The organism is Kitasatospora sp. NPDC034035 (genome assembly GCF_055575755.1).
In genome coordinates, this window is sequence record NZ_JBVISA010000006.1 from 1 (window position 1) to 22234 (window position 22234).

General features: G+C 74.0%; 23 protein-coding genes. 10 read left to right on the forward strand and 13 right to left on the reverse strand.

What is annotated here, in order from left to right; all coding sequences use genetic code 11:
- Positions 1-97: 97 nt before the first annotated feature.
- Complete coding sequence (gene folP, locus ACZ52J_RS10325; protein ID WP_360500087.1) at positions 98-910, reverse strand: dihydropteroate synthase; 813 nt, start codon at positions 908-910, stop codon at positions 98-100.
- Positions 911-1091: 181 nt separating this feature from the next.
- Between folP and ACZ52J_RS10330 the strand changes: the two genes are divergently transcribed.
- Both ACZ52J_RS10330 and ACZ52J_RS10335 read left to right on the forward strand, forming a co-directional pair.
- Complete coding sequence (locus ACZ52J_RS10330; RefSeq protein WP_465617436.1) at positions 1092-1538, forward strand: DivIVA domain-containing protein; 447 nt, start codon at positions 1092-1094, stop codon at positions 1536-1538.
- Entirely contained in the window at positions 1535-2128 is a 594-nt protein-coding gene (locus tag ACZ52J_RS10335; RefSeq protein WP_360499968.1) for a DNA-3-methyladenine glycosylase I, read from the forward strand. The genes ACZ52J_RS10330 and ACZ52J_RS10335 overlap by 4 nt, the downstream gene beginning before the upstream one ends.
- A gap of 9 nt (positions 2129-2137) precedes the next feature.
- On the opposite strand, the gene ACZ52J_RS10340 is transcribed toward ACZ52J_RS10335, so the two are convergent.
- Positions 2138-2938 (reverse strand): enoyl-CoA hydratase-related protein, encoded by an 801-nt coding sequence (locus ACZ52J_RS10340; protein WP_465617439.1) that lies wholly within the window; start codon positions 2936-2938, stop codon positions 2138-2140.
- A gap of 300 nt (positions 2939-3238) precedes the next feature.
- On the opposite strand from ACZ52J_RS10340, the gene ACZ52J_RS10345 reads away from it, so the two are divergent.
- Entirely contained in the window at positions 3239-3406 is a 168-nt protein-coding gene (locus tag ACZ52J_RS10345) for a DUF3117 domain-containing protein (protein ID WP_014137929.1), read from the forward strand.
- 196 nt (positions 3407-3602) lie between these two features.
- Here the strand turns inward: ACZ52J_RS10345 and ACZ52J_RS10350 are convergent, their stop codons facing one another.
- Positions 3603-4235 carry an O-methyltransferase gene (locus ACZ52J_RS10350; RefSeq protein WP_360500090.1) on the reverse strand — a complete coding sequence of 211 codons (633 nt, stop codon included), beginning with the start codon at positions 4233-4235 and terminating at the stop codon, positions 3603-3605.
- 174 nt (positions 4236-4409) lie between these two features.
- Between ACZ52J_RS10350 and sigE the strand changes: the two genes are divergently transcribed.
- The 4 genes from sigE (at position 4410) to ACZ52J_RS10370 (ending at position 7755) form a co-directional block, all read left to right on the forward strand.
- Positions 4410-5261, forward strand: coding sequence for an RNA polymerase sigma factor SigE (sigE, locus tag ACZ52J_RS10355; RefSeq protein WP_465617768.1), 852 nt, complete (start codon positions 4410-4412; stop codon positions 5259-5261).
- A complete protein-coding gene (locus ACZ52J_RS10360) occupies positions 5258-6280 on the forward strand; it encodes a zf-HC2 domain-containing protein (protein ID WP_465617441.1) in 1023 nt (340 codons plus the stop codon). The genes sigE and ACZ52J_RS10360 overlap by 4 nt, the downstream gene beginning before the upstream one ends.
- Before the next feature lie 148 nt (positions 6281-6428).
- Positions 6429-6863 carry a sec-independent translocase gene (locus tag ACZ52J_RS10365; RefSeq protein ID WP_360499974.1) on the forward strand — a complete coding sequence of 145 codons (435 nt, stop codon included), beginning with the start codon at positions 6429-6431 and terminating at the stop codon, positions 6861-6863.
- A 223-nt stretch (positions 6864-7086) separates the two neighbouring features.
- Positions 7087-7755: a hypothetical protein gene (locus ACZ52J_RS10370; protein ID WP_465617443.1), complete on the forward strand. Its 669-nt coding sequence runs from the start codon at positions 7087-7089 to the stop codon at positions 7753-7755.
- 83 nt (positions 7756-7838) lie between these two features.
- Here the strand turns inward: ACZ52J_RS10370 and ACZ52J_RS10375 are convergent, their stop codons facing one another.
- The 4 genes from ACZ52J_RS10375 to ACZ52J_RS10390 form a co-directional block, all read right to left on the reverse strand.
- Complete coding sequence (locus ACZ52J_RS10375; RefSeq protein ID WP_360499978.1) at positions 7839-8999, reverse strand: Mrp/NBP35 family ATP-binding protein; 1161 nt, start codon at positions 8997-8999, stop codon at positions 7839-7841.
- A gap of 56 nt (positions 9000-9055) precedes the next feature.
- A complete protein-coding gene (locus ACZ52J_RS10380; RefSeq protein ID WP_396287773.1) occupies positions 9056-9643 on the reverse strand; it encodes a DUF1003 domain-containing protein in 588 nt (195 codons plus the stop codon).
- Positions 9644-9680: 37 nt separating this feature from the next.
- Complete coding sequence (locus ACZ52J_RS10385) at positions 9681-10976, reverse strand: magnesium transporter MgtE N-terminal domain-containing protein (protein WP_465617446.1); 1296 nt, start codon at positions 10974-10976, stop codon at positions 9681-9683.
- 127 nt (positions 10977-11103) lie between these two features.
- Positions 11104-11643 carry a hypothetical protein gene (locus tag ACZ52J_RS10390; protein ID WP_465617448.1) on the reverse strand — a complete coding sequence of 180 codons (540 nt, stop codon included), beginning with the start codon at positions 11641-11643 and terminating at the stop codon, positions 11104-11106.
- 131 nt (positions 11644-11774) lie between these two features.
- Between ACZ52J_RS10390 and ACZ52J_RS10395 the strand changes: the two genes are divergently transcribed.
- On the forward strand, positions 11775-12812 hold the full coding sequence (locus tag ACZ52J_RS10395; RefSeq protein WP_465617450.1) for a DMT family transporter: 1038 nt from the start codon (positions 11775-11777) through the stop codon (positions 12810-12812).
- A 3-nt stretch (positions 12813-12815) separates the two neighbouring features.
- Here the strand turns inward: ACZ52J_RS10395 and corA are convergent, their stop codons facing one another.
- On the reverse strand, positions 12816-13937 hold the full coding sequence (gene corA / locus ACZ52J_RS10400) for a magnesium/cobalt transporter CorA (RefSeq protein ID WP_465617452.1): 1122 nt from the start codon (positions 13935-13937) through the stop codon (positions 12816-12818).
- 428 nt (positions 13938-14365) lie between these two features.
- Here corA and ACZ52J_RS10405 point away from each other — a divergent pair, with 428 nt between their 5' ends.
- Complete coding sequence (locus ACZ52J_RS10405; protein WP_360499988.1) at positions 14366-15007, forward strand: suppressor of fused domain protein; 642 nt, start codon at positions 14366-14368, stop codon at positions 15005-15007.
- A gap of 114 nt (positions 15008-15121) precedes the next feature.
- Here the strand turns inward: ACZ52J_RS10405 and ACZ52J_RS10410 are convergent, their stop codons facing one another.
- From ACZ52J_RS10410 to ACZ52J_RS10430, 5 genes are all read right to left on the reverse strand, one after another.
- Positions 15122-15982 (reverse strand): PHP domain-containing protein, encoded by an 861-nt coding sequence (locus ACZ52J_RS10410; protein WP_360499990.1) that lies wholly within the window; start codon positions 15980-15982, stop codon positions 15122-15124.
- A 111-nt stretch (positions 15983-16093) separates the two neighbouring features.
- Positions 16094-16732, reverse strand: a complete 639-nt coding sequence (locus ACZ52J_RS10415) for a DUF6758 family protein (RefSeq protein WP_360499991.1) — start codon at positions 16730-16732, stop codon at positions 16094-16096.
- A 306-nt stretch (positions 16733-17038) separates the two neighbouring features.
- A complete protein-coding gene (locus ACZ52J_RS10420) occupies positions 17039-17197 on the reverse strand; it encodes a hypothetical protein (RefSeq protein ID WP_360500108.1) in 159 nt (52 codons plus the stop codon).
- A gap of 424 nt (positions 17198-17621) precedes the next feature.
- Positions 17622-18497, reverse strand: a complete 876-nt coding sequence (locus tag ACZ52J_RS10425) for an alpha/beta fold hydrolase (protein WP_465617455.1) — start codon at positions 18495-18497, stop codon at positions 17622-17624.
- Positions 18498-18741: 244 nt separating this feature from the next.
- Positions 18742-20781, reverse strand: a complete 2040-nt coding sequence (locus tag ACZ52J_RS10430; RefSeq protein WP_465617457.1) for a DEAD/DEAH box helicase — start codon at positions 20779-20781, stop codon at positions 18742-18744.
- Between the two features lie 707 nt (positions 20782-21488).
- Between ACZ52J_RS10430 and ACZ52J_RS10435 the strand changes: the two genes are divergently transcribed.
- Positions 21489-22217, forward strand: coding sequence for a ferritin-like fold-containing protein (locus ACZ52J_RS10435; RefSeq protein ID WP_360499997.1), 729 nt, complete (start codon positions 21489-21491; stop codon positions 22215-22217).
- The last annotated feature ends 17 nt before the right edge of the window (positions 22218-22234 follow it).

Below are 22234 nucleotides of genomic sequence, written 5' to 3' on the forward strand. Positions count from 1 at the left end.
CCCTCAAACGGGCCGAACACCGCGACTGGCCACCACCCGCTCCGGCCATCGTCACGATCGCCGGACCGGGCAGGACCTTAAATCACCGGCATTGGGCCTAGGCCAGCCCCCGGCGGGCGACCGCCGGGGGGCGGGTGCCCCGGATCGAGGCGACCATGTCCAGCACCTGGCGGGTCTCCGCGACCTGGTGCACGCGGTAGATCCGCGCGCCCAGCCAGGCCGAGACCGCCGTGGTCGCCAGGGTGCCCAGCAGCCGCTCGTTCACCGGCCGGTCCAGGGTCTCGCCGACGAAGTCCTTGTTGGAGAGCGAGACCAGCACCGGGAAGCCGGTCGCGGTCATCTCGGGCAGCCGCCGGGTGGCCTCCAGCGAGTGCCGGGTGTTCTTGCCGAAGTCGTGGCCCGGGTCGATGATCACCGCGTCCCGCCGCACGCCCAGCTCCACCGCGCGCTCGGCCAGCCCCACGGTCACCCGCAGGATGTCCGCCATCACGTCCTCGTACCCGGTCCGGTGCGGACGGGTGCGCGGCTCGGCGCCGCCCGCGTGGGTGCAGACCAGCCCGACGTCGTGGCGGGCGGCCACCTCGGCGAGCTTCGGGTCCACTCCGCCCCAGGCGTCGTTCAGCAGGTCCGCGCCCACCTCGCAGACCGCCTCGCCGACCTCGTGCCGCCAGGTGTCCACGCTGATCACCGCGTCGGGGTGGCGCTTGCGCAGCTCGGCCACGAAGGGCACGGTGCGCCGCAGCTCCTCCTCGACCGTGACCTCGTCGCCCGGCCCGGCCTTGACCCCGCCGATGTCCAGGATCGCCGCGCCCTCGGCCATCGCGCGGTCTGCGGCGGCGAACGCGGCCTCGTCGGCGAAGGTCGCACCCTTGTCGAAGAACGAGTCCGGCGTCCGGTTGACGATCGCCATGATCACCAGTTCGTCGTCACCGAATTCCCGCGGTCCCAGGCGCAGTGCCACCGATGTCTCCTCCTGAGCTCCTGCGGGTGCGATGATGGCCCCCGGCCTCACTAAGGGACCATGCTGTCATGATCAGTCTGGTTCCCTGGCACCTCGACGAAGGCCGACCGGGAGTTCGGGAGGACAGCTCGTGTTCTGGGTGATCGTGGTCGCCATGGCCGTGGTGGTCGGCGGCGCCGCCCTGGTGGCGCTCGGCGGGGGCGGCTCGATGCCGGAGGCGGTACCTGACCGCATCTCCGCACGGCTCCCGCAGGACCGGCCGCTGGGCAAGGCGGACGTGGACGAGCTGCGCCTGCCGATGGCGCTGCGCGGCTACCGGATGGACGAGGTGGACGACGTCCTGGACCGACTCGGCGCCGAACTCGCCTACCGCGACGCGCGGATCGCCGAGCTGGAGGCCGCCGCCCATCTGCGGGGCGCGGTCGAGGCGACCCACGGCCCCGACCCGGCGGCCGAACCGCTGCCCGGCCTGGAGCAGTTCGCCACGGTCGTCGAGCCGGCCGTCGCCCTCACCAAGCCGTCGGCCGCGGAGCCGGCCCACGCCCCCGAGGGCGCGAAGCCGGTGCAGGACCAGTGACCGAGCCGGTCGACGGCGCGGTGCTCGGCGCGGACGGGCTGCGCCGCTGCGCCTGGGGGGACTCCACCGACGACTACCGGGTCTACCACGACACCGAGTGGGGCCGTCCGGTGCACGGCGACGACGCCCTGTTCGAGCGGGTCTGCCTGGAGGCCTTCCAATCCGGCCTGTCCTGGCTGACCATCCTGCGCCGCCGCGAGGGCTTCCGGGCCGCCTTCGCCGGCTTCGAGATCGCCAGGGTCGCCGAGTTCGGTGAGGCCGACCGGGAGCGGCTGCTCGCCGACACGGGCATCATCCGCAACGGGGCCAAGATCGACGCGGCGATCGCCAACGCGCGGGTCGCCCGCGACCTGGAGGGCGGTCTCGACTCGTTGATCTGGGGGTTCGCCCCGGACCCGGCCCGGCCGGCCCCCCGCCGGATGGGCGAGGTGCCGGCCGTCACGCCCGAGTCGACGGCGCTGGCGAAGGCGCTGAAGAAGGCGGGCTTCCGCTTCGTCGGCCCGACCACCGCCTACGCCCTGATGCAGGCCTGCGGCCTGGTGGACGACCACCTGGCGGACTGCCACGTCCGCACCGGGGCGAAGGGCTGAGCCGAGGCCCTAGCGGCCCACGTACTTCGGCTTCTCCTTGGAGATGAAGGCGCGCACCGCGATCCGGTGGTCCTCGCTCTCGCCGGCCAGCGTCTGCAGCTCGTCCTCCTTGTCGAGGAGTTCGGACAGCGAGTGCGAAGCGCCGTACGCCAGCGACTCCTTGATGGCGCCGTACGCGACCGTCGGGCCCTCGGCCAGCTCGCGGGCGAAGACCCGTGCGGTGGCGGCGAGTTCCTCGGCCGGCACCACCTTGGTGGCCAGGCCCAGCTCCATCGCCTCGGCGGCCTTCACCGTCCGGGGCAGCATCAGCAGCTCGGTGGCCTTGGCGTGCCCGACCAGGCGGGGCAGCGTCCAGGACGCGCCCGAGTCGGCGGTCAGGCCGATCCCGGCGAAGGCGGTGTTGAAGCCGGCCCGGTCGGACATGATCCGGAAGTCGCAGGCGAAGGCGAGCGAGGCGCCCGCGCCGGCGGCCACCCCGCCGACCGCGGCCACGGTCGGCTTGCGCATCCCGGCCAGCGCCCGGGTCAGCGGGTTGTAGTGCTCGGCGACGGTGCGCAGCGCGCCCTCACCGGTCTCCTCGGCCCGCTTCAGCAGCGTCAGGTGCTCGTTGAGGTCCTGCCCGACGCAGAACGCGCGCTCGCCCGCTCCGGTCAGCAGTACGGCCCGCACCGCCGGGTCCTCGGCCGCGGCGACCACGGTGTCGCGCAGCGCGACCTTGGTGGCGACGTCGAGGGCGTTCATCGCCTCGGGGCGGTTGATGGTGATGACGGCCAGGCCGCCGTCCAGCTCGTACAGCACGGAATCGGACATGGGGGAGGGCTCCCTGGATGATCGTCGCGGTGTCGGTGTCGTGTGCCAGGATGCCGGAGCACGCGGCCGCCTGGGGAGTGTGAGGTATCGCACCTTCCGGTGGCGCCCGCACTGCCGCCACGCCGGGGCTTATGACGTGAATTGCGGCGGTTGGGGGCGGTCCGGCCGAGGTTGCACCGAGAGTGATGTTGGTCATCAGCCCGTGGCATGCGGGATAATGGCTTCCGATCAATGCGTTCGATACCGGCGGTGGACGGACTGCCGGTGCGTAGCTGAGCGGTTGCAGGAAGGGGAACGAGCATGGCGGCCATGAAGCCGCGGACGGGTGACGGCCCGCTCGAAGTCACCAAAGAGGGGCGGGGCATCATCATGCGCGTTCCGCTCGAAGGCGGCGGACGCCTTGTGGTGGAGCTCACGCCTGACGAGGCCGACGCCCTCGGCGAGGCCCTGAAGAAGGCCTGCGGCTGACCGCAGCGGGTGCTCGCCATCTCCTGGAGATGCACTGCCGGGCCCGGGTACGACGTCATGTCGGCCCGGGTCCGCGCGTTTTCCGGCCGGGCCCGGCGTCGGCCCGCGGCCGGGAGCCCGTAGCCGGGAGTCCGTTAGCGGGGAGTCCGAGGACGGCAGTCCGAAGACGCCCCCGGCACGGCCCCGGCGCACGGCCCTAGCGTTTGACGGCGCAGAGCAGCCCGTCCGAGACCGGCAGCAGCGCGGGCAGCAGGGCCTCGCTCTCCCGGACGTCCCGGACCAGGTCCCGTACGGCGCCGGTCTGCGGGTCCTGTTGCTCCGGCTCTGCCAGCCGGCCCTCCTGGAACACCCCTTCGAAGCAGACCATCCCGCCCGGCCGCAGCAGCCGCAGCGACTCCAGCAGGTACTCGCGGGACTCGGCCGGATCGCCGTCGCAGAACACCAGGTCGTACTGGCCGTCGGCGAGCCTGGGCAGGACATCCAGGGCCCGGCCCGGTATGAACCGGGAGCGGTTGGCCGCGAAGCCGGCCGCCTGGTAGGCCTCACGGGCCAGCTGCTGGCGCACCGGTTCCGAGTCGACGGTGGTGAGCACGCCGTCCGGTCGCATCCCGCGCAGCAGGTAGACCCCGGAGACCCCGGTGCCGGTGCCGATCTCGGCCACCGCCTTGGCGTCCAGCGCGGCGGCCAGCAGCCGCAGGCACGCCCCGCCGCTCGGCCCGATCGCGCGGATGCCGGTTCGCGCGGACTGCGCCCGGGCGTAGGTCAGCACCGGGTCCTCGCCCACGTAGGTGTCGGCGAGGGCCGCGTGCGCGGGCCCGAACTCGCTGATGGCTGCCTCTTTCGGAGCCCCGGGTGGCGGCCCGGTGCCGGGGGATGTCGATATTTCCTGCCACAGATTACTGGCCGACCGGGAACCGCGTACGGCGGCGGGCCGTTGTCATGTCGGACCGGGTACGAGAGACCTCCCGGGCACTTTTATCCGGGCTTGACGGGTGAGGTGGATATGGTGGTGGCCCTGCTGGGCAGAAGAGCCGACCGAGGAGGTGTGGCCGAGGGCGACGTCCCCGTGCGGCGGCACTCCCGCGGCACCGCGTCAGCCCGTACGCCGAAGCCCGTGATGAACCAGCCTGCGCACTCCGATCTGGACCAGCCCGCCGCCGTGACGCCGGCCGCCGGTACCACCGAGGCTCCCGCCCTCGCGACCTTCACCGAGGGCCCCGACGCGCAGACCTGGACTCCGCCCAGCTGGGAGGAGATCGTCGAGGCGCACAGCGCCCGCGTCTACCGGCTCGCCTACCGCTTGACGGGCAATCAGCACGACGCCGAGGACCTGACCCAGGAGGTCTTCGTCCGGGTGTTCCGTTCGCTGTCGACCTACACCCCCGGCACGTTCGAGGGCTGGCTGCACCGGATCACCACCAACCTGTTCCTGGACATGGTCCGCCGCCGCCAGCGCATCCGCTTCGACGCGCTCGGCGAGGACGCGGCCGAGCGGCTCCCCTCCCGGGAGCCCAGCCCGGCCCAGCACTTCAGCGACACGCACTTCGACGCCGACGTGCAGCAGGCCCTGGACACCCTCGCCCCGGAGTTCCGCGCGGCCGTGGTGCTCTGCGACATCGAGGGCCTGTCGTACGAGGAGATCGCCGCCACGCTGGGCGTCAAGCTCGGCACCGTCCGCAGCCGCATCCACCGCGGCCGCTCGCACCTGCGCGCCGCGCTCAAGCACCGCGCCCCCGGCCAGGCCCCCGGCCGTGAGCGCCGCGGTGGCTCGGAGGAGCCGGTGCCGGTCGGCGTCGGCGTCGGCGCGGTCGAGGCCGCGGTCGCGCCCGGTGGGCGCGGACGGAGGCGATCGTGAGCGGAACCGGCCGGTCAGGCTCGGACCGCTCGGACCCGTCCGGCCGGTCCCTGTCCCGGCGCGGCTGGGCCCTGCCGGGCCGTCGCGGTACCGACGAACCCGGTGAGCCCGTGCTGCCCGCGCTGGCGCTGCCCGCCGACACGGCACTGCACGCGCTGCCCGTACGGCCCGCCGAACCCGCCGCCGAGGAGCACCACCTCGGGGACCGCCTCTCCGCCTTCCTGGACGGCGAACTCGGCCACGACTCGCGCGAGCGCGTCCAGGCGCACCTGGCGACCTGCCCGCAGTGCCTCGCCGAGGCCGACGAGGGCCGCTCCGTCAAGCACCTGCTGACCCGCACCGGCACGCCCGGCCCGTCCTCCGCGCTGATGGCCCGGCTGATGGCCGTCGGCAACCTCCCCGAAGACGGCCCGGCGGACGGCGACTGGCCGCCCGGGCGCGGGCGCCACGACGACGACGACCTGCCCGGCGGCGGGGTCGCCGCCACCGGCACGCTCGGCGGCAGCCGACTCACCGGCGGTTCCTTCGGCCGCGGCGCCGGGGCCTCCTTCGGCGCGGGCGCGCTCGGCGCCGACACCCCGGTGCCCGGCGTCGACCCGCGGGCCTTCGGGCGCGGCACGGTGCTGGGGCCGCTGATGGGCCGGCGCTCCGCCCGCCCCGAGCCCGCCGCCGGACCGGACCGCGCGGTCCGTCCGCAGTCGACCGCGGCCGCCGTCCGGTCCGCCGCGCGCGGGCGCCGGCTGGTCTTCGCGGCCGCGGGCGCCTTCTCCGTCGCGGCGGTCACGCTCGGTGGCGTCGGCGGGCTCTCCCCGCAGGGCGAGGACCGCCACGGCACGACCGTCAGCCCGGCCGGCGGCAACGCCGGCACCGGTCGCGGCGGCGGCCTCGTCCCGATGAACGCACAGGTTCAGGTGGACTTCCCGGGCCGCCCGGTCGCCGCGACCCGTGAGGCGTCCCCGCCGTCCGCCCCGGAGCGCTACCCCGGCGGCGTCGCCGCGCTGCGCCAGCAGACCCGCTAGGGCGCTCCTGGACGGCCCCTGGCGTCCGGGTCCCGACGCGTTCGGCCACCGGCAGGTCTTTACCACGGCTTCATCGCAGCGTGGGCCAGGGACTCGCCGGTGGCCATTACCCTGTAGGAACCGTCGTCCGGCGAGCTAGGGAGCAAAGGTGTTCAGCGATGTAGGCGGGCTGGAGATCCTGACCCTGATCGTGATGGCGATCATCATCTTCGGCCCGGACAAGCTGCCGAAGCTGATCCAGGACACCGTGGGCTTCATCCGGAAGATCCGTTCCTTCGCCGACAACGCGAAGGAGGACATCCGCAGCGAGCTCGGCCCCGAGTTCCAGGACTTCGAGTTCGAGGACCTCAACCCCAAGAACTTCGTCCGCAAGCAGCTCATGGGTGGCCAGGAGGACCCGCTGGGCCTCAAGGACATGAAGGACTCGCTGGACATCCGCTCCGTCCTGGACGACAAGCCCGCGGCGCCGGTGAACGGCCGCAGCGGCAGCGTCAGCTTCGAGAAGTCCGCCCCGGCGCCCGCCTCCGCCGGTGCCCCGCTGACGCCCGGCGAGCGGCCCCCGTTCGACCCCGACGCGACCTGACCCGCGCTCCGGTCCGACGCCCCGGCAGCACGCCACCGCCCCGCCCGGCCGCCCGGCTGAGCGGGGCGGCGGCGTGTGCGCCGCTATTGTGCTGATTGTTCCCGCTGAGCCGTCCGTCACATTCCGCGTGGTCGCGGACCAGGAACGGCCCCCGGGAACGCCGCGGTACGCCACCATGGGAGCGCGCCACGGCAGGCACACGTGCGTTTGAGGAGGCCCGGGGATGGACGCGACGAGTCAGGCGGGAGGGGCGACGGTCACGGCCGGCGGCCCGGTGGTCGGCGGACAGGCCGGCCCGGTGGACCCGCTGGTGCCCTACCTGTCCGCCGACTTCCCCTGGTACGGCCTGGACGACGGCTGGACCGGCCGGCGCTACCTGGTGCAGGCGGGCGCCGGCGCCCGCGCCACGGGCAGCGTCGACTACGGCTCGCTCGGCCACGGCGACGAGCCGGCCAAGCAGTACGAGCCGCGCGACATGCGGAAGTTCGCGGCCGTGGTCACCGTCGCCCGCCGCGACAGCCGCCGCAGCGCCGACAACACCGGCACCCTGGAGGCGACCTCCGCCTCCTCCGCCGCCTGGCTGGCCGGCTCCGGCCTGCTCGCCGCGACCTGGCCCGGCCAGCTGGACCGCGCGCTGCGCCAGAACTGGCTGGACCAGCAGAGCAGCCTCGCCTGGGACCTCGCCGACGACCTGGCCGGCCCCGGCTGGTCCACCCTCAGCCTGCCGGTCAACGGCCTGCCGCAGCCCTTCCGCTACCGCGAGTCCGAGTACGGCTGGGTGCTGGCCGGGGAGGCCCCCGGCATCCTGCTCGGCGCCTACGGCCGCGGCGTCAGCGCCTACGGCGTCGGCTTCTGCACGGTTGCGGACCTGGCCGCCTACGCCCGCCCGTAGGGCCTGCGGCCATGAACGACGAAGGGGCCGGGCGGTGCCGTTGGCACCACCCGGCCCCTTCGTCGGCTCGGCCGGCTACCGGCTCAGAACTTGTTCTTGGGCGTCAGCCCGAGCGACATCCCGGACAGGCCGCGCTGACGGCCGCCGAGCTTGCCGGCCACCGCGCGCAGGGCGGCGCCGGCCGGGGAGTCGGGCGCGGCGAGCACGACCGGGCGGCCGTCGTCGCCGCCCTCGCGCAGGCGCACGTCGATCGGGATCGAGCCGAGCACCGGGACGGTCGCGCCGACCGTGCGGGTGAGCGCGTCCGCGACGGTCTGGCCGCCGCCGGTGCCGAAGACGTCGATCATCTCGTCGCAGTGCGGGCACGGCATGCCCGACATGTTCTCGATCACGCCGACGATCTTCTGGTGGGTCTGCACCGCGATGGTGCCCGCCCGCTCGGCCACCTCGGCGGCGGCCATCTGCGGGGTGGTGACGATCAGGATCTCCGCGTTGGGGACCAGCTGGGCCACCGAGATCGCGATGTCGCCGGTGCCGGGCGGCAGGTCCAGCAGCAGCACGTCCAGGTCGCCCCAGTACACGTCGGCGAGGAACTGCTGGAGCGCGCGGTGCAGCATCGGGCCGCGCCAGACCACCGGGGCGTTGCCCGGGGTGAACATGCCGATCGAGATGACCTTCACGCCGTTCGCCTGCGGCGGCATGATCATGTCCTGGACCTGGGTCGGCCGGCCCTCGACGCCCAGCATGCGCGGCACGCTGTGGCCGTAGATGTCGGCGTCCACGACGGCGACCTTCAGGCCGTCCGCGGCCATCGCGGCCGCCAGGTTGACCGTCACCGAGGACTTGCCGACGCCGCCCTTGCCGGAGGCGACGGCGTAGACGCGGGTCAGCGTGCCCGGCTTGGCGAACGGGATCTCCCGCTCGGGGGCGCCGCCGCGCAGCAGCTGGGAGAGCTCCTTGCGCTGCTCGTCGCTCATCACGTCGAGCTCGACCTCGACGCCGGTCACGCCGGCGACCTTGCCGACCGCCTCGCGGACCCGGGTGACGATGGTGTCGCGCATCGGGCAGCCGGAGACCGTCAGGTAGACCGCGACGCGCACCGCGCCGCCCTCGGCGATCTCGACCGATTTCACCATGCCGATTTCGGTGATCGGACGGTTGATCTCCGGGTCGTTGACGGTCGCCAGCGCCTGGCGTACGGACTCCTCCGTGACGCCGGCCGCGACCTCTGTCTCGTTGGCCATGCCTTGATGGTACGGCGCCCGGCGAACCCGTTAACCCGTCGGTAGCGTGCCGAGGGTCACAGCGGCTCGGGGGCGTCCCGGCGCTCCTCGATCTCCCTGAGCAGGGACTGCAGTTCCGAGCGGATGAAGTCTCTGGTGGCGACCTCGCCGAGGCCGTGCCGCAGGGACGCGACCTCGCGGGTCAGGAACTCGGTGTCCGCGATGTTGCGGTCGCTACGGGCGCGGTCCTGCTCCATGTTGACCCGGTCCCGGTTGTCCTGGCGGTTCTGCGCCAGCAGGATCAGCGGGGCCGCGTACGAGGCCTGGAGCGACAGTGCCAGGGTCAGGAAGATGAACGGGTACTCGTCGAAGCGCACGGTGGCCGGCAGCAGGGTGTTCCACGCTATCCAGACGACGACCACCACCGTCATCCAGACGATGAACCGCCCGGTGCCGAGGAAGCGGGCGATCCGCTCGGACAGGACGCCGAAGGCCTCCGGGTCGTAGGTGGGCAGCGAGAGCAGGCCGGGCCGCGCGGTGCGCGGCTGGTCGAGCCGGGCGCGGCCGGTGCCGGTGATCGGGGTGGTCTCCACCCGCCGTTCCCGGCTGCCCTCGCGGGTGCGCAGTTCGCGCAGCTGGCGCAACTGCCGAAGTTCGCCCTGCAGGCGTCGACGCGCGGAGTCGTCCGGCCGGCCGTTGCGGTCACCGTCCACCGGTCACCCCTTCCCTCTCGTCGTGCCGGGCGTCGTCGGCGTGCAGCGCGGCGTCGCGCCAGTCGTCCGGAAGCAGGTGGTCGAGCACGTCGTCGACGGTCACCGCGCCGAGCAGGTGGTCCATCTCGTCCACGACCGGCGCGGCGACCAGGTTGTAGGTCGCCAGGTAGCTGGTGATCAGCGACAGCGGGGTGTCCGGCGGCAGCGGGTCCAGGTCGTCGTCCACCAGCGAGCCGACCAGGACGTACGGGGGCTCGCGCAGCAGCCGCTGGAAGTGCACGGTGCCGAGGTAGCGGCCGGTCGGGGTCTCGTTCGGCGGGCGGCAGACGAAGACCTGCGCGGCGAGGGCGGGCTTGTGGTCGCTGACCCGGACCCGGGCCAGCGCCTCGGCGACCGTCGCGTCCGGCTCCAGGACGATCGGCTCGGTGGTCATCAGACCGCCGGCGGTGTCCTCCTCGTACGTGAGCAGGCGGCGCACCGGCGCGGCCTCGTCCGGCTCCATCAGCTGGAGCAGCCGTTCGGCCTCGTCGCCGGGCAGCTCGGAGAGCAGGTCGGCGGCGTCGTCCGGGTCCATCGCCTCCAGGACGTCGGCGGCGCGCTCCTCCTGGAGCTTGCCGATGATCTCGACCTGGTCGTCCTCGGGCAGCTCCTCCAGGACGTCGGCCAGTCGCTCGTCGTCCAGCGCGGCGGCCACCTCGGCGCGGCGCTTGGCGGACAGGTGGTGCATCACGCTGGCGAGGTCGGCGGGGCGCAGCTGCTCGAAGGTGGCGAGCAGGTTGGCGGCGCCCTGGTCCTGCTCGGGCAGTGCGAAGCCGGTGACGTCCTGCCAGTCCAGGGTGAGCCGCTCGCCCTTGGCCTTGCGCAGCCGGCCGGCCCGGCCGACCTGGACGAAGACCTTGCTGATCTCCCACTCGCGCAGCCGGGTCTGCACCATGCCGACGTCCAGCACGATGACGTCCTCGCCGGTCTTGGACCAGGTGACGGTGCGGTCCAGCAGCTCGGCGAGCACCAGGGTCTCGGACGGGCGCTGCTCGAAGCGGCGCAGGTTGATCACGCCGGTGGTGAGCACCTGGCCGGACTCCAGGCTGGTCACCCGGGTCATCGGCAGGAAGATCCGGCGCCGGCCGACCACCTCGACCACCAGGCCGAGCACGCGCGGTGGGCGCCCGCCGAGCCGCAGTGTGACGACGACGTCCCGGACCCGGCCGACCTGGTCGCCGTTCGGGTCGAAGACCGCGAGGGCGGACAGATGGGAGATGAAGACCCGGGTGCCTGGCCCTGCCATGGACTCCCTCGACTCGCTCGACGCCGTGCGCGGTACGTGGACGCACCCGCGGCCAATCTACCCGCGAGTGCGGGGCCCGGCCCGATGAGGGCACGGTAGCGGTCCGAGGAGACCTCGGCGTGAACCTTTAACGGCGCTTGAACAGCAGTTTGGGCAAGCCGGCCGGGATCGGGCGGCGGGTGGTGGCCGGGGTGGGCATCGGCTGGGCGGCCTGCGAGCCGTCCGGCATCGCGCCCGGGCGCTCGGTGAGCGGGCCGGCGGGCTCCAGCCGCAGCACCCGGCACTCGCGGGCCCAGCGCTCGGCGATGGTGTCGGTGTCGGGCGCGTTCAGCCGCTTGCCCTTGAGCTCCTCGACGGCGCCCAGCCAGGCCTCGCTGCCCGGTGCGAGTTCGACCACCCGGGCGCTCCAGCCGGTCAGCCGGCCGCCCTTGTCCTTGCTGCGGACGGTGATCGCGGCCCCGGCGCCGGCGGCCAGGCCGTGCAGCGGCTGCTCGCCGTCCTCGCCGACCACCACGACCGCGCCGTCGTGCCAGGCGTGCCACAGCGGCCGGGCCTGCTCCTGCCCGTCCGCGCACACCCAGAGCAGACCGGACTTCTTCGCGGCCTCCTCCAGCAGGGCCTGGTCGAGGAAGTCGTCGGCGGTCGCGGCGGCGGGCGTACGGTCCATGGCCGACAGCGTACGGGTTTCTCGTCCGTTCCCGTCCGCGGATGTCTCAGCCTCCGGGCGACAGTTCCATTGCCGTGCCACGGGCCTTACCGTATGAGCGCCCCACCCATCGCCACCAGCAGAGGAGCGCCGTGCCCGTCGCCCGGCCCGCGGCCGCCCCCGCGTCCGCCACCGCCCCCGCGTCCGCCACCGCGTCCGCCACCGCGTCCGCCACCGCGTCCGCCACCGCGTCCGCCACCGCGTCCGCCACCGCGTCCGCCACCGCCCCCGCGTCCGCCACCGCGGCCGACCCGCGGCCGACGCATCCGCTCCCCACCCTCGACCTGCTGCTGCTCGCCGTCTCGATCGGCGGCATCTCGCTGTCCGGCCCGCTGATCAGCGCCACCGCCGCGCCCGCGCTGGCGATCGCTCTCTGGCGCAACGTCATGTCGGTCGGCGTCCTCGGCCCGTACGCGCTGCTGCGCCACCGCGCCGAGCTGCGCGGGATCGGCCGCCGGGCGCTGCTGCTGGCGATCGCGGCCGGGGCGCTGCTCGCCGTCCACTTCGCGCTGTGGATGCCCAGCCTGCGGATGACCTCGGTGGCCTCCGCCACCGCCCTGGTCACCACCACCCCGCTGTGGACCATCCTGCTGATGCGCCTGATGGGCGTCCGGGCGTCCCGGACGGTCTGGCTCGGCACGATCGTGGCCTTCGCCGGGGTGCTGGTGCTGACCGGGGTCGACCTCTCGCTCTCCCCGCGCGCGCTGCTCGGCGACGCGCTCGCCCTCGCCGCCGGCCTGGCCGCGGCCGGGTACGTGCTGCTGGGCGCCGAGGTCCGCAAGACCGTCAGCACCACCGCGTACACCCTGGTCTGCTACACCACCACGGCGGTGGTGCTGCTCGGGATCTGCCTGGTCGCGGGGACGCCGATGACCGGGTGGCCGGCCGGGGTCTGGTGGCAGATCGTGCTGCTGATGGTCGCCGCCCAGCTGCTCGGCCACTCGCTGAGCAACCGCGTGGTGCGCAACCTCGGCCCGTCGATCACCTCCACCGCGATCCTGCTGGAGACCCCGGGGGCGGCGCTGATCGCCGCCCTCTGGCTGGGGCAGTGGCCCCCGGCGGCCGCCTACCCGGCGGTGGTGCTGATCCTGCTCGGGCTGGTCCTGGTCGCCCGCGGCGGGCGCAGGTAGCGGTCAGAGCCAGCCGTTGCGGCGGAAGCCCCGGTACATCCCGACGCAGATCAGCACGATCGCGCCGAGCACCGTCGGGTAGCCGTACTTGTGGTGCAGCTCGGGCATGTACTCGAAGTTCATGCCGTAGACGCCGGTGATCATGGTGGGCACCGCGAAGATCGCCGCCCAGGCGGTGATCTTGCGCATGTCCTCGTTCTGCGCCACCGAGACCTGCGCCAGGTTGGCCTGCAGCAGCGAGTTCAGCAGCTCGTCGAAGCCGTGCACCTGCTCGGCGACCCGGGCCAGGTGGTCGGCGACGTCCCGGAAGTACTTCTGGATGTCCGGGTCCACCAGCCGCTGCAGCGGCTCGGACAGCTGCTGCATCGGGCGCAGCAGCGGCACCACGGCGCGCTTGAACTCCAGGACCTCACGCTTGAGTTGGTAGACCCGTCCGACGTCGGAGCTGCGGCCGCCCTTGGCCGAGAAGACGCCGTACTCGATCTCGTCCACGTCGTTCTGCAGCCGCTCGGCGACCAGCAGGTAGTTGTCCACGACGTGGTCGGCGATCGCGTGCAGCACCGCCGACGGGCCCTTGGCGAGCAGCCCGGCCTCGTCCGCGTCGGCCTCCAGGCGGTGGCGCAGCTCCTGTAGCGAGCCGTGGCCGCCGTGCCGGACGGTGATCACGAAGTCCCGTCCGGCGAAGACCATCAGCTCGCCGGTCTCCACCACCTCGCTGGTGGGCGTGAGCTGGTCGTGCTCGACGTAGCGGATGGTCTTGAAGACGGCGAACAGCACGTCGTCGTAGCGCTCGACCTTGGGCCGCTGGTGCGCGTGCACCGCGTCCTCGACCGCGAGCGGGTGCAGGCCGAAGCGCTGGGCGATCCCCTCGAACTCCGCCTCGGTCGGCTCGTGCAGCCCGATCCAGCTGAACGAGCCCGTGCCGTCCGGGAGTTGCTGCTCGGCCTTGACCCGGCGGGCGGCCTCGCGCGGGCTGCAGGTCTCGCCCTTGCGCCGGCCCTGCTGGTAGACCGCGCAGTCCACGACCGCCGAGGCGGCGTCCTCGGGCAGGACGTCGTACACCCCGGCCGCGCCACGGCGGCGGTTGGTGCGGACGGCAGCACGCAGGCTGTTGATCATCGACATGGCAGGCTCCCAGGGGCAGGGAGCCGTCGCAAGGCGGCGCGGAAGGAAAAACGTTCGGCCGCGGTACGACGGCGAAGAACACCGGTGAAAGGGGGATGAGGGTGCTCTCCCGGCCGGTCCGTCCGCCGTGGGGCCTGCGCCCGGGGCTACCGCGGCTGAATCAGCCGGTTGGGCCTGCGGGGCGCGGGGTACGGGGAAGTCGGGGCCGGGCAGAGCTGCCGGTACTGCATGGTCGGCCGGTATCCACCGCAACCACCTCCTCGCGCCGCCGCCCCGGGACGGAAGAATCCCGGTGGCCAGTCGCTCACCCTAACATCTGACCGGCCATCGGCGACGAGGGGTTCCCAAGGCTTTACGGGTCCTTGACGAGCCGCCCTCCGAGCCGCCCGCACGCGGACCGCGCGCCCCAGCGGGTTACGCTCACCGGCATGGCCCACGACTTCCCGCTCTTCGGCGATCCCCACGGCGGCAGCTCCCCGGAGCTCTCCCGGGAGGCGGTGCTGGCCGCCGTCGAGGCCCGGCTGATCGCCACCTTCGGCGAGCCGAGCGGCCGCGCCGCGGTCACCTTCCTCGGCACCGACCGGATCGAGGTGCTGCGCTTCGGCCCCGACGCCGAGGGCCTGGTGCGGTACGCCACGCTCGGGATGGCCGCCGCGCCGATGGCCGACCCCACCTCGCCGGTCGCCGACCAGGTGCGCGGCCCGCGCGTCGAACTGGTGCTGACCGTCCGTGGCGGGCACGACAGCGTGCTGCGCAGCCTCGCCACCTTCGCCGCGACGCCGCAGGTCGAGGGCCTGGTGGTGGCCCCGGGTGGCTCGCTGGACCTCGGCAACCCGCTCTGGGACGGCGCGCCCTTCACCTCGGTGCTGGCCGCCGAGCCGGGCGGCCTGGTCGAGGACCTGGAACTGGCCGAACCGGCCGAGCCGGTCCGCTTCCTGCCGCTGCTGCCGATGACGCCCAACGAGGCGGGCTGGAAGCGGGTGCACGGCGCGGCCGCGCTCCAGGAGCGCTGGCTGAACCAGGGCACCGACCTGCGCGACCCGGACCGCCGAGGCGTCCGGCTGGACTGACGGCCCGGCCGACGGCTGCTGACGGCCGTTCAGGAGGCCCTTGAGCAGGGCGCGCGGGTCGCGCCCGTACGCCCTCGCCGCGCCCGGCGTGCCGGAGCGCGGCGCCGCGTACCCTCAGCGCTCGATCGGCTTCGCGCCGGTGGCCTGCGCCAGCAGCGCCTCGTACACCGCCGGGTCGGTGGTGTGCTCGCCGAGCCGGACGGTCTTGCGGGTGCCGTGGTAGTCGCTGGAGCCGGTGACCAGCAGGCCGAGCTCGCCGGCCAGGCCGCGCAGCCGGGCCCTGGTCTCCTCGTCGTGGTCCGTGTGGTCGACCTCCAGGGCGGCCAGCCCGGCCGCCGCGAGGCCGGCGATCACCCCGTCCGAGACGGTCCGGCCGCGCTTGACCGCGCCCGGGTGGGCGAAGACCGGCACCCCGCCGGCCGCCCGGACCAGCCGGACCGCCTCGACCGGGTCGGTCTCGTGCTTGCGGACGTCCGCCCGGCCGCCGTTGGCCAGCCACTCGGGGGTGAAGGCGTCCGAGACGGTGGCCACCACGCCCGCCTCGACCAGCGCGCTGGCGATGTGCGGCCGCCCGACCGAGCCGGCTCCCGCGATCCGCTGCACCTGCTCCCAGCTGATGTCCGCGCCGAGCTCCCGGCACCGCTCGACGATCGCCCGCCCGCGCCGGAACCGGTCGGTGCGCACCAGCTCCCGCTCGCGCGCGAACTCCGGCTCCTCGGGGTCGAACAGGTACGCCAGCAGGTGCATGCTGATGCCGTCCACGACGCAGGACAGCTCCGCGCCCGGGACGACGGTCAGCCGGGCGCCGTCGGGCAGCGCGTGCACCGCCTCGGCGGCCTCGGCGTGGCCCGCCACGGTGTCGTGGTCGGTGAGCGCCACGACGTCGAGGCCCGCGGCGACGGCCGCCGCGACCAGTTCGGCCGGGCTGTCGGTGCCGTCGGAGGCGTTGCTGTGGGCGTGCAGGTCGATGCGCACGGGTCGGGCTCCTGGAGGCTCGTGGGTGCCGCCCAGGATAGGCCCGCCGGTCGGGCGAGGGGCAGGCCGTCCGGACGACGGGCAGGCCGTTCGGGCGAGCCCGGGCGTGGGTCAGCCGAGCAGGTGGGGGGAGAGGGCGCCGCAGGGCAGCAGGTCGAGCTCGGCGCCGGCCTCGCGCAGGTCGGTGAGCACCAGCTCGTCGTACATCACCAGCGCGGACTGCTCGGGCCAGGCGATCGCCCAGAGCCAGAGCCCGCGGGCCTCGCCGACGAACACCGCGCGGTCGGCCGGGGCGTCCGGGACGTGGAACATCGGAGTGGGGCGCCCGGCGGCCATCAGCTTGGCGTCGGCGGGCTTGTAGAGGCCGACGGAATCGCCCGGGTCCGGCCCCGGGAGCCCGGCGTACCGGGCGCCGACCCCGACGCCCGGCTCCTCGGCGACCAGCACCAGCTCGCCGAAGCCGCCGAGCGGCGCCGGGCCGGAGCAGGCGACGGCGGTGGCACGGGCACCCGAGACGTCGTCGCCGACGTGGGCGATGCCGGTGTAGAGCCAGCCGACCGGGAGCGGCCAGGGCAGCCAGACGGGGACCTGCGAACGGGCGACGGCGACGCCGAGGGCCTCGACACTCGGGGGCAGCACCGGCTGCATCGGGTGCACCGCTCCGTGCCGGTCGCACTGCCAGGTGTCTGAGAACAGGCCGGGGGCGCGGACCCGACCGGCGCACCTCGGGCAGCTAGGCTCGCCCCTCATAGCCGTCAACGCTCCTCCCTCCGGACCGCCGCGTCAAGGACGATCACCCGTACGGAGGGCTCGGCGGCACCTGTCGGTAGCAGACGCCCGGCCGCCGTTGGGTGGGCGCGGCGCGGACGGTTCCCGTTGGGGCATGTCCCGTCACGGGCGGCGGCAAACGTCCGGCGTCCGGACCCGGACGCACTGACGCCCCGTCATCGGCGATCGCGGTGACGGGGCGTCAGTCGGGTATCGGAACGTCCGGATCGGACGCTCCCGGCTCGTCTGCGGCGGGTGAGGGCTCCCGGTGGGAGTCGCCGCGCGGGGTCAGACGGTCGGGCACGGCCGGATGAGCAGGCGTTCGCCGGTAAGGGCGGCGGCCTCCACATGCTCGCGCACGGTGGCGGCGTCGGCGATCAGACGGTCGGTGGCGGAGCCGTTGGCGTCGTCCAGTCGGACGATCTCGAAGCGCATGGTCTTCGTCATGGGCGTCTCCTTTCTTTGCCCCGTCGGGCGGGGCGCTCGCGGCTGAGTGGGTATCAGCCCTTTCGGGATTCGGCGGGTCCGGCGAAGCGGCCGGACCGGGCGCGTCGTACGTGCGGCGGTCTGCTGCGGCAAGGGCTCCCCCTGCTTGCCTGGTGCGTCCAGTGCCTCGTGAACCACGGTGTCGTGGCCGTGCTACCGGGCCGTTGCCCGTCCGTAAAGTCCAGGTTTCAGGTGATGTGCTTCGGCGTCGAGGCCGACGATGATTCCCGGACAGAATCAAAGATTACCGTAACTAACGAATTTTGTCCTGCATCGAAGCCGGTCGAAGCTCCGGAAGTGGTAGAGACCACTTCCGGAAGGGTGCGGCTTGACGAGGGCGGTCAGGCCCGGAACGGGCGCCGGTCAGGTCGGGAACGGGCGCCGGTCAGGCCCAGAACGCGGTCAGTGCCTCGGCGGTCGCGGCCGGCTGCTCGGCGTTGGGGGAGTGGCCCGCGTCCGCGACCACCACCCGTCGGGCACCCAGGCGCTCGGCCATCCGGCTCTGCTCCGGAACCGGCCAGGCGTAGTCCTGCACCCCGGACAGCACCAGCACCGGTAGCCCGGCGGTGGCGGCGGCCAGCTCGTCCACCCGGTCCGGCGCGGCGACCAGATGGCCGCCGGTGACGGACAGCGCCCGCGGCACATTGGCCACCCAGCGGCGGTGCAGGAACTCCGCGACAGCCGGATCCCGGCTCGGCAGCGGCTGACCGCTGTCCGCCTCCATCTGCCGCATGACCTGCCAGATCTCCTCCAGGCCCATCACCTGCAGCGCGTCCAGCAGCAGCTTGGTGCGGGCCGCCTCGGCCGGGTCGATCGCGCCCGGCCCGGTGGACATCAGGGTCAGCGACCGCCATGGCAGCGCGCCGTGCGCGGCGGCGGCGAGCACCGCCTCGCGCACCACCTGGCCGCCGAAGGAATGCCCCAGCAGGTGCAGCGGCCCGCCGTCCGCCGCCAGCACCTCGGTGAGCGCCCGTACGTCCGCGCCCAACTCGCCGACGGCGTACGCCTCCGGGTCGTCCGGGCCGCCGGTCTCGTACTGCCCGCGCTGGTCCACGGCGGTCACCCGGTACCCGGCCGCCGCCAGCGGCTCGAGCAGCCCGATGAAGTCCTCCTTGCTGCCCGTGAACCCCGGCACCAGCAGTGCCGAACCCCGCACCGCCCCGTCCGGCTCCGCCCGCAACGCCGCGAACTCCCCACGCCCGGTCACCACCCGCTCGGCCCGCGCACATCCGGGCAACCTCAGAAACGGCGGCGTGCTCATGGCGTGGTCTCCCTGCTCTCCTGGCGGCGACTCCCCGGACGACCCCGAGCTTAGGCCGTACACGCAGCCGCCCGTCGCCCACCGCTGCGCCGACACGGCGCGGGGGACCGGGGGCGGATGTCGGGCGGTGGGGGTGCCCCTGGGGGGATCCGGGTGCGGCCAGGCGGGGCAGGCGCCGGGAACGCCCGAGGGGGCGGGCCGGGCCGGGTGGCCTGGCTCGCCCCCTCGGGGGATGCGCTGCGGGTCAGCTCTCCGGGGTCGCCTCGACGGTCGCGGCGGCCTTGCGGGCGCGGGTGCGCTTGCGCGGGGCCGGGACCTCGGCGGCGGCCTCGGCGGCCGGGGCCTCCGGGGCGGTCTCGGCGGTGGCCGCGGCCTTGCGGGCGCGGGTCCGCGTACGGGGGGCCGGCTTCTCCTCGGCCGGGGCCTCGGTGGCGACCGCCTCGACGGCGACCTCGACGGCCTCCGCCTTCGGCTTGCGCGTCCGGGTCCGGGTGGCGGGCTTCTCCGCCACCGGCGCCTCGGCGGCGGCCGCCTCGACGGCCTCGGCCTTCGGCTTGCGGGTGCGCGTGCGGGTGGCGGGCTTCTCCGCCACCGGCGCCTCGGCCGGGGCCTCGGTGACGGCCGCCTCGACGACGGCCTCGACGGCCTCCGCCTTCGGCTTGCGCGTCCGGGTGCGGGTCCGGGCGGCGGGCTTCTCCTCCGCCGGAGCCTCGACGGCCGGAGCGGCCTCGACCACCGGAGCCGCGGCCACCGGGGCCTCGACCGCGGGGGCCTCGACGACCGGAGCCGCCTCGACCGCGACCACGGCCTCGCCGGCGCCGGCACCGCGCGAGCGGCGGCGGCGACGGCGCGGCGCGGCCTCGCCCTCGGCGCCCTCGACGGCCGGGGCCGGAGCCGCCGTGGCGGCCTCGGTCACGGCGGCGGTGGCGTTGCCCTCGGAGCCGACCGTCGAGCCCCCGCGGGTGCGGCGGCGCTCACGGGTGCGGCGCGGCTTCTGCTCCTCGGTCTCGGCCGGGGCGGCGGCCGGACGGCCCGAGCCGCCCTGCCCGTCGCGACCGCGGCCGGAACGGCCGGAACGGCTGCCGCGTCCACCGGTCTCGCCGAGGTCCTCGACCTCCTCCGCGTTGAGCCCCGCCCGGGTCCGCTCCGAGCGCGGCAGGACACCCTTGGTGCCCGGCGCGATCTTCAGCAGCTCGAACAGGTGCGGCGAGGTGGAGTAGGTCTCCTCCGGGTCGTTGAACGACAGGTCCAGCGCCTTGTTGATCAGCTGCCAGCGCGGGATGTCGTCCCAGTCGACCAGGGTGACGGCGGTGCCGGAGGCGCCGGCCCGGCCGGTGCGGCCGATCCGGTGCAGGTAGGTCTTCTCGTCCTCGGGGCACTGGTAGTTGATGACGTGCGTGACGCCCTCGACGTCGATGCCGCGGGCGGCGACGTCGGTGCAGACCAGCACGTCCACCTTGCCGTTGCGGAAGGCCCGCAGGGCCTGCTCGCGGGCGCCCTGGCCGAGGTCGCCGTGGACCGCGCCGGCCGCGAAGCCGCGCTGGGTCAGCTGGTCGGAGACGTCGGCGGCGGTGCGCTTGGTGCGGCAGAAGATCATCGCCAGCCCGCGGCCGTCGGCCTGCAGGATGCGCGAGACCATCTCGACCTTGTCCAGCGAGTGCGCACGGAAGATGTGCTGCTCGGTGTTGGCGACGGTGGTGCCGGTGTCGTCCGGGGCGGTGGCCCGGATGTGGGTCGGCTGGCTCATGTACCGGCGGGCGAGGCTGATGACCTGGCCCGGCATGGTGGCCGAGAACAGCAGGGTCTGCCGCTTGGCCGGCAGCATGTTGATGATCTTCTCGACGTCCGGCAGGAAGCCGAGGTCGAGCATCTCGTCGGCCTCGTCCAGGACCAGCGAGCGGACCTTGGACAGGTTCATCTTCTTCTGCCCGGCCAGGTCGAGCAGTCGGCCCGGGGTGCCGACCACGATGTCGACGCCCTTGGTGAGCGCCTCGACCTGCGGCTCGTAGGCCCGGCCGCCGTAGACGGCGAGCACGCGCACGTTGCGCACCTTGCCGGCGGTCTGCAGGTCGTTGGTGACCTGGGTGCAGAGCTCGCGGGTCGGGACGACGATCAGCGCCTGCGGGAAGTCGGTGAGCTGCTCCTCGGTGGCCCGGCCGGCGTCCACGTCGGCGCGCACGACGACCCGCTCGATGAGCGGGAGGCCGAAGCCGAGGGTCTTGCCGGTGCCGGTCTTGGCCTGGCCGATGACATCGTGGCCGGTCATCGCGACCGGGAGGGTCATCTCCTGGATCGGGAACGGGTGGACGATGCCGACGGCCTCGAGTGCCTCAGCGGTCTCCGGGAGGATTCCCAGGTCGCGGAAGGTCGTCTTGATGGGTTCAGCGGTGGTGGACAGGGTGCTGCCTCTTCCGTGTGGAGGGGCCGAGAGCGAGCGGCGGGCGGGCAGCCGCGCGGCTGTGTACGGGCCTGAGCGGCCCCGAGTACAGCTGAGCGGACGCACAACCGCGCCGGTCCCTGCGGCCGGCCGGTGCGCGCTGCCCTGATACGGGGCGCGTCGCCGGCGGCGTCGGGGAGGATTCCCGTGAGGGACCTGCGCGGGACCTTCGCCAGGGGGCGTGGTCTCGGCGGCCCTCGCTCGGCCACTGATGCGGTGCCAAGGCTTGAAGTCCAAGCCATGGTCGGAGCCGATCGGCTCTCCGACCGGGCATCCGCGTACGTGAGTCCCCGTACTTCCGGTGCGGACACGTCCGGCTGGACGGTGCCGCTTCGAAGCGGGCTTGCGCGGGTACCGAGACGGCGGTGACACCGTGCGAACACGACGGGGCTCCGTACCACCATACAGTCAGGCGACGACTCGAACACGTGACGCGGGTGACATTGCCCCCGGCGACCGGCGCGTGAGCAGGCGATCCGGCCGGTCACCCGGGTGTGGAGGGCGGTGGGCAGCCGCGCGCGCGGGACTCGCGCACGGGACTAAGGTGGCAGGTCATGGAGACCCATGGTGAGACGCAGGACACCACGGCCGGCTCGATCGGCGACTGGGCCGCGTGCTCGGCCGACCCCGGCTACCGGGCGGCGGTGCTGGATCTGCTCGGCGCGCTCGCGTACGGCGAGCTGAGCGCCTTCGAGCGGCTCGCCGAGGACGCCAAGCTGGCGCCGGACCTCGCCGACAAGGCGGCCCTGGCCCGGATGGCTTCCGCCGAGTTCCAGCACTACCAGCGCCTGCACGACCGGCTCGCCGAGATCGGCGCCGACCCGCAGGAGGCGATGCGGCCGTTCGTCGAGCCGCTGGAGCTGTTCCACCGGATGACGGCGCCTTCGGACTGGCTGGAGGGCCTGGTCAAGGCCTACGTCGGCGACGCCATCGCGACCGACTTCTACCGCGAGGTGGCCGTCCGGCTGGACGACGACACCCGTGACCTGGTGCTCGGCGTCATGTCCGACACCGGCCACGCCCAGTTCGCCGTCGACAAGGTGCGCGAGGCGATCGAGGCCGACCCGCGGGCCGGCGGCCGGCTCGCGCTGTGGGGCCGGCGGCTGATGGGCGAGGCGCTCAGCCAGGCCCAGCGGGTGGTCGCCGAGCGTGACGCGCTGTCGAACCTGCTGGTCGGCGGCGTCCGGGTGCAGGGCTTCGACCTGGTCGAGGTCGGCAAGATGTTCAACCGGATCACCGAGGCGCACACCAAGCGGATGGCCGCCCTGGGCCTGGCCAGCTGACCGACCGCCGTCACGCC